General features: G+C 32.5%; 10 protein-coding genes. 9 read left to right on the plus strand and 1 reads right to left on the minus strand.

Going from position 1 to position 14,148, the window contains the following annotated elements; genetic code table 11:
* A partial coding sequence (locus tag BUE95_RS00005; protein ID WP_073580240.1) for an IS1182 family transposase occupies window positions 1-1,397 on the minus strand: 1,397 nt, incomplete at its 3' end.
* Between the two features lie 231 nt (window positions 1,398-1,628).
* Between BUE95_RS00005 and BUE95_RS00010 the strand changes: the two genes are divergently transcribed.
* The 9 genes from BUE95_RS00010 (at window position 1,629) to BUE95_RS00055 (ending at window position 14,105) form a co-directional block, all read left to right on the plus strand.
* The gene (locus BUE95_RS00010; protein WP_073580244.1) at window positions 1,629-2,825 is read left to right on the plus strand and encodes a type I restriction enzyme HsdR N-terminal domain-containing protein; all 1,197 of its coding nucleotides are present in this window, start codon (window positions 1,629-1,631) and stop codon (window positions 2,823-2,825) included.
* Between the two features lie 183 nt (window positions 2,826-3,008).
* The gene (locus tag BUE95_RS00015) at window positions 3,009-4,064 is read left to right on the plus strand and encodes an endonuclease (RefSeq protein WP_073580246.1); all 1,056 of its coding nucleotides are present in this window, start codon (window positions 3,009-3,011) and stop codon (window positions 4,062-4,064) included.
* Window positions 4,065-4,743: 679 nt separating this feature from the next.
* Window positions 4,744-5,070, plus strand: coding sequence for a DUF6660 family protein (locus BUE95_RS00025; RefSeq protein WP_234977613.1), 327 nt, complete (start codon window positions 4,744-4,746; stop codon window positions 5,068-5,070).
* Between the two features lie 96 nt (window positions 5,071-5,166).
* Complete coding sequence (locus BUE95_RS00030; RefSeq protein ID WP_073580252.1) at window positions 5,167-9,483, plus strand: CusA/CzcA family heavy metal efflux RND transporter; 4,317 nt, start codon at window positions 5,167-5,169, stop codon at window positions 9,481-9,483.
* Between the two features lie 11 nt (window positions 9,484-9,494).
* The gene (locus tag BUE95_RS00035; RefSeq protein WP_073580254.1) at window positions 9,495-10,763 is read left to right on the plus strand and encodes an efflux RND transporter periplasmic adaptor subunit; all 1,269 of its coding nucleotides are present in this window, start codon (window positions 9,495-9,497) and stop codon (window positions 10,761-10,763) included.
* Between the two features lie 22 nt (window positions 10,764-10,785).
* Entirely contained in the window at window positions 10,786-11,151 is a 366-nt protein-coding gene (locus BUE95_RS00040; RefSeq protein WP_072780921.1) for a DUF3703 domain-containing protein, read from the plus strand.
* 6 nt (window positions 11,152-11,157) lie between these two features.
* Complete coding sequence (locus tag BUE95_RS00045; RefSeq protein WP_073580256.1) at window positions 11,158-13,149, plus strand: heavy metal translocating P-type ATPase; 1,992 nt, start codon at window positions 11,158-11,160, stop codon at window positions 13,147-13,149.
* A 71-nt stretch (window positions 13,150-13,220) separates the two neighbouring features.
* The gene (locus tag BUE95_RS13530) at window positions 13,221-13,577 is read left to right on the plus strand and encodes a hypothetical protein (protein ID WP_073580258.1); all 357 of its coding nucleotides are present in this window, start codon (window positions 13,221-13,223) and stop codon (window positions 13,575-13,577) included.
* 186 nt (window positions 13,578-13,763) lie between these two features.
* Window positions 13,764-14,105 carry a heavy-metal-associated domain-containing protein gene (locus BUE95_RS00055; protein ID WP_073580260.1) on the plus strand — a complete coding sequence of 114 codons (342 nt, stop codon included), beginning with the start codon at window positions 13,764-13,766 and terminating at the stop codon, window positions 14,103-14,105.
* Window positions 14,106-14,148 lie beyond the last annotated feature (43 nt).

A 14,148-nucleotide genomic window follows, 5' to 3' on the forward strand; every position in this document is an offset into this window, starting at 1 on the left:
GCCATGAGTACGTGTTTGTTTGCGTTTTTGATGCCTCTTGTATTGACTCGCTTCATATTGGTAAAATTCACGAGAGTTCCAATTACGGGTTCTACGGTTTTACTTCGTATTCTCGACATATTTTTGGCATATTTCGCATGTTGTGTAAGTTTTTGATGCATGCGGTCGTAATGTTCTTTGTGGATGCTGTCGTCTAGCTTTTTAAACTTGGTACTTTTACCACAACATTGCGCTCTGAGTGGGCAGTTTTTACAATCACTCTCACTGCTACGGTAGGTGCGTTTGGTGTAGCCTTTACTATCCGTTTTTTCGCCTTTGAAAAGGAGTTTCGCTTGGTTGCCTTCGGGTTTTGTGCATTGGTAATAATTTTCTTCTTTGTTGAAGGTAAAGCCTTCTCGCTCGGGTTTGTATTGTCCGAAGTTGGGTATATAAGCGTTGATGTTTTTTTTATGTAAATACGCCAACGCTTCGCCACTGCTGTAACCGCCATCGGCTAAAAGTTCTTCTAACTCAATGTCGTTTTCCTTTAGGTTTTCTTCGATAAGTTCCACAATTTGTTCTAAACACTGGCTATCGCGCTTGTCGGCAAAATCAGAACACGCTCCAGTAATAACATGGTGTGCATCGTCTACAGCGATTTGTCCAAAATAATTTAACTGCCTGGCTTTGCCTGGTTTTACACTCACTCTTGCATCGCTATCTGTGGGCGAATAATGCGTGTGATTCGATACATATTTGGGTCGGATGATATTCCCAAATTCATCTACTTTGTCTTTCCCTGTAGCGTTGGGCATTCCTTTGTAAGCTTCTTCTTTCCAAGCGTGGTGTTGTGCTACTAATTTCTTTCTGGTACTAGTGGTTTTAAATTCGCTGTTCTCTTCTAATTCGTTTACAAAAGCACTAGCATCCTCCAAAACTTCTTTCTCCACCAAGCTATCCATAGAAGCATTGGCTTTGATAAAAACGCTGTCTACCGCTTGACGCTTGCCTCGAACCATGCCTTTATTTATGCACATTTTCAAGACTTCTTTAAACAAACTCAAAAACACTTCTTCACCATACAAACCTCGTGTACGGCTAATGGTGCTATGCCATGGCAACGACTCATGAACATCATAACCTAAAAGCAAGCGTATCGATAAACTGTCGCTACAAAAAGCAATTAATTGCCTATCTGAGTTGATGTTATTCAAATAACCTACTAACAAAATCTTAAAGAATACAACAGGATCAATACTCTCTTGACCTTCTTTACCATAATACTTTTGGGTAGCTTTATAAATGAAATGTAAGTCGAGTTCGGTTAACAATTTTCTGTAAAAATTATCCGCTGGAACCATGTCCAACAAATTAACCGAAACAAATAATTGTGGTGTAAAATTTTTCTTTCCTTGCATGAATAAATTTACAAAATATCTCTTTCTTATGCAAGTATTTGTATATTTGAGTTGTGCAACAAGCACAGCAGTTTGGCAAAATGGCGGGTTCAGTGCTAAATTGAACATTTGGTTTTCAAATGAAAATTAGTGCTAAATTGAAAGTAAGTACTTCTAAATCCGCCACTTCGCCAAGCTGCAAACCGTTAGCTGAAGCCATTATAGAACGAATAAAATATAGAACTTGAGAAAATGATTGAATTTAATTTAGAAAAACATAAACCTAAAATTGTATACGATGTTCAAGGCACAAAAAAGTATTTGTGCCGAGTAAGAAAAATGCTAATTCATATAACTCCAGAAGAAACCGTAAGACAATCTTTTCTAAATTACTTAATTAAAGAAGTAAAAATTCCTAGAACTCAATTGTTAGTTGAAGAACCAGTTTCTCATCATCAATCTGAAACTGAAATACGCAACAAAGGCAGAATGGATGTTTTAGTATTAGACCACGAAAATATTCCTTTTATTGTTTACGAGTGTAAAAAAGAAACGGAAAGTTTTACAGATAATGTTTATAGCCAAGCTATGGATTATTTTGAAGCAATAAACACAATTGATTATGTTGGTGTTGTAATTGGAAACCAAATAGACCTGATAAGTTTTGACTATGAAAATGATAATGTAATTGCAGTGAAATATGCAGAACATCCAAAATATACAAATTTATGTTTAGATAACGAAGAAGTTTTAATTGAAGATTTAATTTTTGAAGATTTCGTTAGACCAAACTACAAAGATCCAATTAATGAAGAAGAACTAAATGATTTATTCGACTATGGTGTTATAGGTAATGGAACAAATAAAAAATTATTTCCTTTCTTAATTAACCTTTATGGTTGGATACAAGATGAAAAAGACAAACTTCAATTAGATGAAAACTTTAAAGATATAGGAATAAAGTTTACAAAATTTGGAAATGCAGGTGGTGGTAATTTTACACAACAATACAGAGCATTTTTATTAGAAAATATAGAAGAAAAACCAATTATTTTTTTAGGATTGAATAGTATGTCTAGTGGAGAAAATTCACCTATTGGAACGAGTTTATTTGTTGCAATCGAAACTAACGAACACTCGCACTCTTCTTTACAACTTCGCTGTGACAAATACATAAATATTGAAAATCATACGGCAAAAATTTGGCACGATGCAACAATTACAATAGGAAAACTTGGAGCAGCCAAAAGACAAGATTTAATTGACTTTATTGCTTCAAAAGAAAATAATATATTGATAGATAATCAAATTATTTTGGGAGAAATAAACTTTAAAAATGATATTAATTCTCAACAAGAACAAACGCAAAAATTTATTCAAAACTTAATTGAATATGCAATTTTGAGAGATGAATTTAGAAAACATAAAAAGGCTTCAGCTATTAGCTAATGTTTCGTTGCTTACAAAGCACAAACAATGAAACTCTTTGCTACTTCACTGTTCCCATCGCGTGGTTGTTCGTATTCTAACTAAATTAAGCTTTTACTAAACATTTCAAAACTAGACAAAAGTATTAAGTATTTAATTTTTTGCACTAAATTTGAATAAAACAAAGCAATTAAAAGTAAAACTATGCTAAAAAAAGTACTATTTCTATTAGTCCCAACTTTATTCTATGCCCAAATTCCAGCATATTACTCTTCAATTGATTTTAGTCAAGAGGGTGATTATTTAAAAAACCAATTAACTACGCTTATTACAAACACACATACAACAAACTTACCTTATACAGCTACAGGCGTTACAGACACTTGGGATGCATTATATCAAACCGACTTAAACCCAAATAACACTAACAATGTCCTTTTAATTTATGGTTGGAATGATACAGATGCAGATATCACAAACGATTATTCAAGAGCTCAAACATCTTCTTGTCATACCTCTTCTTGTAGTGGTTTATGGGTAAGAGAACATGTATATCCTCGTTCCCTTGGTACTCCAAATCTTGGTTTCGAGTTTGCCGGTGCCGATGCGCATCATTTACGTTCTATTGATAGTGATAGAAATAATTCAAGAAGTAATAGGAAATTTGAAGATGGGAGTGGCAGTATTATGTCTTACATTACAATTGCAGGTAATTGGTATCCAGGTGATGAATGGAGAGGCGATGTTGCTAGAATGATTATGTACATGTATGTTCGTTATCCATCACAATGTTTACCAAACAATGTTGGAGTAGGTAGTTCTTCATATTCCAATTATGGAGATATGCCAAACGTATTCTTAGATTGGAATGCTCAAGATCCAGTTTCACAATATGAAATAAATAGAAACAATATTCTTAACACCATACAAGGCAACAGAAATCCTTTCATAGACAACCCATATCTAGCAACAATCATTTGGAATGGTCCACAAGCAACAGATACATGGGGTGTATTAGCTGCAGATGATTATACACTTTCAAACAACCTAATTTACCCAACAATCACAAAGGACTATATCTACATCAACAATACTGAAAACAAGACCTATAATTACACTATTTACAACACACTTGGGCAATTAATAACTACCAATACTACAACCAATACAATAGATTTATCAGGTAATTCAAAAGGCATCTACTTTATTACACTACAGTCAGAGAATAAAACCAAATCATATAAAGTAATTTTGAACTAGAAGCGAATGGCTCGGGCATTCTTGGTTTCCATATTCCCGCTGTCCGTTAAACACGGTATCACTCCCATCGGGGCTAGATAGTAAACTATTGGCTTTCTTGGTTTCTTTTTCTAATAGGAACGCTTCGCTGAGTTATTTGCGCCCACCCAGTCCAACGCTCCCCACCGCACAAGTGGTATTTTGTGTGTTTTTAGCACTTGTTTTACCCATAGTAAGTCAATAAAAAAAGGCTCCCTGTTTTCCCAACCCCTCGCGCACAGTCCGCCTTTTTTTATCCACTTACACCCAATTCAAAAACAAACGCTAAAAACACACAAAAACCACTCCCATAAACACAAATAGTATTTCAATTCAAAACCAGATAATAGGGAAGTCCTAAGAACTTTTACGGAAATTATTTTACATACGGTGCGGATACATCGGATAGTAGTTGCATTGTTTTTTGTCAATGCCATCAGTTTTCAGCACACAACCACTGCAATCTCAACACTGCGACTGACCAAAATGCTAGGACATAAAAACCTTCATACAACACAACATTACGCAAAAGTGTTGGATAGAAAAGTAAGTGAGGATATGAAAATTTTGAAAGATAAATTTAGTTCTAGTTTTAAGTTGAATAGTAAAGAAGCATAAAAAAAAGTAAAAATTAAAAATTAATTTTACTACTTTTACAGCTGTGAAATTTTTAAACTACATATTATATCTGTATTTAGTAGTACTTTCATGTTTGCCATGTGCAGATGTGGAAGCAACTAGTTTTACGCACACTTCTAGTAAAATAGACACAAACCACGAAAATCATTCACACGATAAGGAAAATGACGCTTGTTCTCCTTTTTGTGTTTGTAATTGTTGCGGACAAAGTGTTTTATCTTATGTTCCTGCAATAGTTTTTAATTTTCATACTCCAACAGTAGAAATTCAAACGCTAAACTCCATTTACAAATCTAATTTGTATTCCAATTTCTTTGGGGGTATTTGGCAACCACCTCAAATAGTATAATGAAGCCCGAGTAATTTCGGGTTAGAAACTTGTGTTTTACCACAAATTATGGCAAATTTTTAATTTGCTAATTTCTAATTCATTATAATATTTTCAATGTTAGACAAAATCATACAATTCAGTATAAAGAACAAATTCGTTATACTACTTTTTACACTTGTGTTAGTAGCTTGGGGAAGCTATTCAATAAAACAATTACCACTTGACGCATTACCAGATGTTACTAATAATCAAGTGCAAATTATTACAAATGCACCTACTTTAGCCAGTCAAGAAATTGAGCAACTCATTACATATCCATTAGAGCAATCTTTAAAAACAATTCCAAAAGTTATAGAACTGCGAAGTATTTCTCGTTTTGGACTTTCTGTTGTTACTGTTGTTTTTAAAGATGATGTAGATATTTATTGGGCAAGAAATCAAATTTTTCAACGAATAAGTCAAGCCAAAGAAAATATCCCAGCATATGCAGGTTCTCCAGAAATGGCTCCCATTTCAACTGGTTTAGGAGAAATATTTCAATACGATGTATATGCTAAAAAAGGATATGAAGATAAATACGATGCAATCAAATTAAGAACTATCCAAGATTGGATTATCATTCCACAATTACAAGGGATTGAAGGTGTTGCAGAAGTTGCTACTTGGGGTGGTAAATTAAAACAGTTTGAAATAGCTGTTAAACCAAATACTTTAAAGAGTTTAGATGTAACCATAACTGAAATTTTTGAAGCTTTAGAAAAAAACAACCAAAATACTGGGGGTGCATATATAGAAAAAGATCAAATGACCTACTTTATTCGTGGTGTAGGTATGGCAACCGGAAGTAAGGATTTAGAAAATGTTGTTGTAAAAAACAGAAACGGTGCACCTGTTTTAATTCGTGATGTAGCTTCAGTTAATGAAGGATATGCTATGCGATATGGAGCAGCTACAAAAGATGGTAAAGGTGAAATTGTTTGTGGAATGGCATTAATGCTAAAAGGAGAAAATTCTAAAGCAGTTGTAGAACGAGTGAAAGAAAAAATGGCTCAAATCAACAAAACACTTCCTGAAGGAGTCGTTGCAGAAGCTTTTATCGACCGTGGGAAATTAGTAGATAGTGCCATTGGAACAGTTACTAAAAATTTATTAGAAGGTGCATTAATCGTAATTTTTGTATTGATTTTATTTTTAGGAAATCTTCGTGCAGGACTAATCGTAGCTTCGGTAATTCCGTTGTCAATGCTATTTGCAGTTATTTTGATGAATCATTTTGGTGTTAGTGGAAACTTAATGAGTTTAGGTGCTATCGATTTTGGAATTATTGTCGATGGTGCAGTAATTATTGTGGAAGCCACAATGCATCATTTACAAAAACTCAAGAGACAAAAGAACTTAACCCAATTAGAAATGGATAGCGAAGTATATAAATCTGCTTCCAAAATTCGTAATAGTGCAGCATTTGGAGAAATAATAATTTTAATTGTGTATTTACCAATATTAGCATTAGTTGGAACCGAAGGTAAAATGTTCAAGCCAATGGCAATGACGGTAGGATTTGCAGTAATTGGAGCTTTCGTACTTTCTTTAACTTATGTACCTATGATGAGTGCAATGTTCTTATCTAAAAACACCGAGCATAAAGAAAACTTTAGCGATAAAATGATGGCATGGTTTGAAAAAATATACACTCCATTTTTAGACAAAGCATTACAAATCAAAAAAGTAGTTTTAGGAATTGCTGTCGGATTATTTGTAATGGCATTAGTAGTTTTCCAAAATATGGGAGGTGAATTTATACCTACAATCGAAGAAGGAGATTTAGCTATTAATGCAACGATAATGACAGGAAGTTCATTAACGCAGATGATTGAAACAACTACTAAATACGAAAAAATTCTAAAAGCAAAATTTCCAGAAATTAAAACCATTGTTACAAAAATTGGTAGTGGTGAAATACCAACAGACCCAATGCCTATTGAAAGTGGTGATTTAATTATTGTTTTAAAAGATAAATCAGAATGGACTTCTGCTGATAATTGGGAAGATTTAGCCAATCTAATGAAAGAAGAAATGGAAGTTATTCCTGGTGCTAATATTGAAGTTTCCCAACCCATACAAATGCGTTTTAACGAATTAATGACGGGTAGTAGAAGTGATATTGCTATAAAGATTTTTGGGGATGATTTGGAAATATTAGATGTAAAAGCTAAAGAATTAATTTCAAAAGTCAATAAAATTGAAGGTGTGGGTGATTTAAAAGCCGATAAAGTAACAGGTTTACCACAAATTACAATAAAATATGATTATGATAAAATAGCTTTATATGGACTAAATATAACAGACGTAAATAAGATAGTCAGAGCTTCTTTTGCAGGTGAAAGTGCAGGTAAAATTTATGAAGAAAGCAAACGTTTTGATGTTGTAGTTAGAATGAATGCTGAAAATCGTAGTGATATTTCAGATGTTTCAAACCTATTTATTCCATTACCAAGCGGCCAACAAGTTCCACTGTATCAAGTAGCTTCTGTGGAATACGAACAAGGCCCTGTTCAAGTATCTCGTGAAAATGGAAAACGAAGAATAACTGTGGGTTTAAATGTTCGTGGTCGTGATGTAAAAAGTGTAGTCGAAGAAATCCAACAAAAATTAGAAAACAATTATAAACTTCCAGCAGGATATTACATCACCTATGGTGGTCAATTTGAAAATTTAGTAGAAGCTAACAAACGACTTTCTGTAGCCTTACCAATTGCATTGGCATTAATCATGGTGTTGTTATTCTTCACATTCCATAGCATGAAACAAGCCTTATTAATTTTTACAGCTATACCATTATCAGCAATTGGTGGTGTTTTTGCTTTATGGTTGAGAGGAATGCCTTTTAGTATTTCAGCAGGTATTGGTTTCATTGCTTTATTCGGTATTGCAGTACTAAATGGAATTGTACTAATCTCCTATTTCAACCAATTAAAATCAGAAGGAATTACAGACCCATTACAACGCGTTTTAATTGGAACTAAAACCAGACTTAGACCTGTATTAATGACAGCTGCTGTTGCTTCTTTAGGGTTTTTACCAATGGCTTTATCAACAAGTGGTGGTGCGGAAGTGCAAAAACCATTAGCAACGGTTGTTATCGGTGGCTTATTTTCTGCAACCTTACTAACCTTAATCGTTCTACCTATTCTTTATTTATTAGTTGAGAAAGGTTTTAAAAAAAGAAAAAAAATGTCAAATTCAATCATGACCCTAATCGTATTATTTATTAGTACGTTTTCATTTGCTCAAAACAGCAAACCCATAACTTTAGAACAAGCTATTACAATGGCTAAAACCAATAATATGGATTTAAAAATTGCCGATAAGGAAATTGAAAAACAAACAGTTCTTAAGAAAACAGCTTTTCAAGCAGATCCTTTGCAAATTGAATACATGGGTGGACAATACAATAGTGTAGATTATGATAATAATGTAAGTATTCAGCAATATTTTCCAATTGGTGGAAATACAAAAGCAAACAGACAGCTTCAGGAAGAATTAGCAAAATTGGCTGAAAAACGAAAGGCTTTATCTGAATATGAAATTGAAAAAGCGGTAACTATTGCTTACTATCAATATTTATATGGTATTTCAATCCAAAAGCTAAATGACGAATTGTATGATGTGTATTCAAAATTTCTAAAAAATGCAGAACTTCGTTTTAAAACAGGTGAAAGCGGAAACATAGAAGTAATTAGTGCAAAAGCTAAAGTAAAGGAAATAGAAACCTTAAAAGAACAAATGCTTCTTGATTTAGTAATCTACCAAAAACAGTTACAGTATTTTATACAGACAAATGAAGATATACTTCCAGAGAGTACAACTCCTTTAAAATATATACATGCAGCTGCTTTAAATGAAAATAAGGTAGAAACATTAGTAAGTGATTATTATACCCAACAAGCAACGGTTTTTGAAAAAGAATCAAATGCTTTTAAGAAATCTAGAGCACCAAAATTAGGCTTGGGTTACTTTGGTCAAACATTAAACAAAGAATCTTATTTTCAAGGATTTACTGTTGGTTTGCAAATTCCTTTGTTTAGCGGTGCAAATACAGCTCGTGCTAAAGCTTCTGAAATAAGTATGTCGCAATCGCAATTAGAATTTGATAAAACAAAATTAACTTTAAAACTGCAAAAAGAACAATTAGTAAACCAATTTTCTAAACAAGAAAAAGCAATTCAATATTTTGAAAAAGAAGGGTTAAAATATGCAGAACAGATAATCACTACTGCTCAAAAAAGTTATGCCAATGGCGATATGAGTTACTGGTCTTACATCAGTTTCTTAAATCAAGCCATTGATATTAAAAAGCAAAATATCGAAGCAGTAAACGCTTACAATCAAAGTGCTATTCAAATGCAATTTCCATCTTTCAATAACAATTAATACTCACGACAATGATCAATATATCTTTAAAACCAAATTATAAAATAGGTTCAATTTTTAAAATATTTCTTCTTTCTTCTTTCCTTTTGATTCTAAACTCATGTGGAGAAAAGAAAACAGAAGAAGAACATGAAGAAGAAAAATCGGAAACAGAAGTTGCATTAACAACAGCTCAATTCGAAACCGTGGGCATTGAAATGGGTAGTATTGAAATGAAAAACCTCAATACAATCATCAAAGCCAATGGTTACACAACTGTTCCACCTCAAAACCGAGCAGATGTTTCAACCTTAATTGGTGGAGTGGTAAAAGACATCTTTGTATTAGAAGGTACTTATGTAGCAAAAGGAAAAACTTTGGCTACACTTCAAAACCTTCAAGTGGCAGAAATGCAAGAAGATTACAATGCTGCTGTAGCAAATATTGAATATTTACAATTAGAATACAATCGTCAAAAAACTTTGAGTGAAGAAGATGTAAATCCTCGCAAAGTATTCCAAGAAGTAAAAGCTAAATTGGCAACTGAAAGAGCAAGAGCACAAGCAGCCAAAAACAAATTACAAGCATTAAATGTAAGTCTATCAGGGAACTCTTCTATCATTCCTATCATTGCTCCTATAAGTGGTTATGTGGGTAAAATAGGCATTACAAAAGGAGCTTTTGCAGACACAGGAATTACTCTTTTTGAAGTAATTGACAACAAACAAATGCACCTCGATTTGAACGTTTTTGAAAAAGACATGAGTAAAATTTCTATTGGTCAAGAAGTTGATTTCGTACTAACCAATCAATCGAATAAAGTCATTAAAGGAAAAATATTTGGTATTAACAAATCCTTTTCAAACGAAAGTAAATCGGTTGCAGTACATGCCAAGATTAATGAAAATGACACAAAAGATTTAATTTCTGGAATGTATGTGGCAGCTAATATTAACATTACAAATCAAACGGTTCAAGCATTACCTAAAGACGCAATTGTAAGAAACGGAGATAAATATTATATTTATATGCAAGAAGAACATACAGAAGAAACTCCAAAAGCAAAAAAAGAAGCACACGTTCATAAAGAAGGAGAAGCACATAATCATGACGAAGAAGCTACCGAAAAAGAACACGACGAAGTACACTTTAAAGCAATTGAAGTAGTTCCTGGAACAACCGATTTAGGATATACTGAAGTTAAATTAGTAGATGAAATTCAAACAAATGCAAAAATAGTTGTAAAAGGAGCATTCTATTTATTAGCAGCTTCAAAAGGTGGTGGAGAACACGTTCATTAATAATTTATAACAAAAAATAGAGATGAAAGTAAATACCAATATGCCTACAAAATTGAAACCTTTTTATAATGCTGAACTAGAATTAGCAAAAAATAATTTTAAGGAAAATAATTTACAAAAGTCTTGGTTTCATTTAGAAAGAGCACACATAATCGGACAAAAATATCCGTATGAACATACATTTGTCCATTGGAAAATGTTACAGTTTGGATTTAAAATTAAAAATGCCAAAGAAATTTTTGGTCAAATACCAAGATTACTAGTAGGTGGTGTAAAATCATTTGTGGGTCACATTCCTGTCGGAAATACAGGTGGTGCAAATGTTCCACCATTAAGAGCAATGGAAATTCCTGAAGACATTCAAAAAATATTAAACGTAAACACTTAGATTACTATGACAGATAAAAAATCACACCAAATAGAAGACGATGCAGAATGCTGTAGAATAGAAGAAAAAATTAATAAAGCAGAAGAGCAACATGCAGAAGATGATGGACATGATCATGACCATACTTCTAAAGAAAAATCTACCTTCCAATTATTTTTACCAGCAATAATAAGTTTCGGCTTATTATTGTTGGCCATTGGTTTTGATAATTATTTTACCCAATCTTGGTTTGTGGGTTGGGTTAGAATAGTTTGGTATGTTGCAGCCTATATACCAGTCGGACTCCCAGTTATAAAAGAAGCCATACAAAGTATTCGTAAAAGTGATGTATTCTCTGAATTTTTACTAATGTCTATTGCTACTATAGGGGCTTTTGCTATTGGTGAATATCCTGAAGGTGTAGCGGTAATGCTATTTTATGCCATTGGAGAAATTTTTCAATCATTGGCAGTACAAAGAGCCAAAAGAAATATAAAATCATTATTAGATCAAAGACCTGACGAAGTTACTATTATAGAGAATAATGTAGCTAAAACCATTAAAGCATCAACGGCTAAAATCGGAGATATAATCCAACTTAAAGCTGGGGAAAAATTAGGTTTAGATGGAGAATTAGTATCAGATAAAGCTTCCTTCAATACAGCAGCTCTTACGGGAGAAAGTAAACCAGATTCAAAACTAAAAGGAGAAACAGTTTTAGCAGGAATGATTAATTTGAATTCGGTTTCTCAAGTTAAAGTAACAACAGCTTATACAGATAGTAAATTATCAAAAATTCTGGAAATGGTGCAAGAAGCAACATCTAAAAAAGCTCCAACCGAATTATTCATTAGAAAATTTGCTAAAATCTACACACCTATTGTGGTGTTTTTAGCAATTGGAATATGTTTAGTGCCAATGCTTTTTGTAGAAAATTATGTTTTTAACGATTGGTTGTATAGAGCTTTAATTTTCTTGGTAATTTCATGTCCTTGTGCATTAGTTATTAGTATTCCATTAGGATATTTTGGTGGAATTGGAGCAGCTTCTAAAAACGGAATCCTTTTCAAAGGAAGTAATTTTTTAGACGTAATGGCTTCTATTCAAAACGTAGTGATGGACAAAACAGGAACCATGACAGAAGGTGTTTTTAAAGTACAAGAAGTAGTTTTTAAATCGGAATTTGACCAAAAAGAAATACTTCAATTAGTAAACGCTATTGAAAGCCAAAGTACACATCCAGTAGCTACAGCTATTCATGATTTTGTTGGAAAAATTGATAGCTCAATTGAACTTAAAAATGTGGAAGAAATAGCTGGACATGGTTTAAAAGCTGTTGTAAATGGTAAAGAACTGTTAGTGGGTAACTTTAAATTATTGGATAAATTTTCTATTAAATATGATATTGATCCATCAAGTATTGTTTATACTTTAATTGCAGTAGCTTATGATAATAATTTTGTGGGTTATTTAACCATTGCAGATAGTATAAAAGATGATGCACAACAAACTATCGATAAACTAAAAGCATTAGGAATCAAAACTACTATGTTAAGTGGAGATAAAAACAATGTAGTACAATTTGTGGCTCAAAAATTAGGAATTACAAATGCGTTTGGTGATTTATTACCAGAAGATAAAGTAAATAAAGTCAAAGAAATTATAGCTAAAAACCAAACAGTAGCTTTTGTAGGTGATGGTGTTAATGATGCTCCAGTAGTTGCTTTAAGTAATGTGGGTATTGCAATGGGAGGTTTAGGTAGTGATGCAACAATTGAAACGGCTGATGTAGTAATTCAAGACGATAAACCTTCAAAAATTCCAATGGCAATAAACATTGGAAAACAAACCAAGAAAATTGTTTGGCAAAATATCACTTTAGCTTTTACAGTAAAAGCGATAGTTCTAATTCTAGGTGCTGGTGGTTTAGCAACTATGTGGGAAGCGGTTTTTGCCGATGTAGGAGTCGCTTTATTAGCAATATTAAACGCTGTTAGAATACAACGAATGAAGTTTTGATTGTATTATTAACATTTTCTTTATAAAAATTAATTTATTTTGATTAACTTTGATACGTTTTATAACAAAAAATGAAAAAGTCATACATCATAATAATATTGCTTTTAGGTATATTTTTTATTCCTAACAGCTCTTTTGCATGTGGTAGTGACAATCAACAATCTTGTGAAAAAGAAGTTTCTACTTCTAATACAAAAGAAAAAAGCTGTTGTGACAACAGCATGGATGATGAAGGATGTAATGGAAGTTGCGGACACTCAAATTGCACAACAACTTCTTCTGTTAGTTTCAGTGCTTTTTTCTTTAATGAAATAGAATTTACAAATAATAATTTTGATTTTTCTACAAGTAAAACAAAATTTTACCATACTGTAAACTTACCGTCAGATGGTTATTCTTCTATATGGCTTATACCTAAAATAAGCTAAATTTAAAATTTGACAGCCATACTTATGTCAAATTTATAGCATTTGCTATTTTTTATAACAGACTTTTGAATCTTAAATTATCATGTTTAACATGCTTATTTAATTTATTATAGCTGCTATTCAATTTAAATTTATTTCAAAAAATCATTCAAGAAAAATTCTTTTTGAATACTAAAATCATATACAATGAAAAAATCATTAGTAAAAATAATGATAGCAATCACAGTATTGTTATCAACCACTATGAGTGCACAAACAAAAAACACAAAAACAGAGGAAGTGAAAGTTTCAGGTAATTGTGGAATGTGTAAAAAAACGATAGAAAAAGCAGGAAACATCAATGATATTGCTACAGTAGTATGGAACAAAGAAACTAAAATAGCAACAGTAACATACGATGAATCTAAAACAAATAAAGAAGAAATAGCAAAGCGTATTGCTTTAGCTGGATATGATTCAGAACTTGCCAAAGCAAAAGATGAAGATTACGACAACCTTCCAGGTTGTTGTCAGTATGATCGTGAGTAATTGTGCTTTAATCAGTTGTAATTAACCTATTCCTCTAAAGCAA

It is taken from the genome of Flavobacterium cucumis (assembly GCF_900148835.1).
Classification (GTDB): Bacteria; Bacteroidota; Bacteroidia; order Flavobacteriales; family Flavobacteriaceae; genus Flavobacterium; species Flavobacterium cucumis.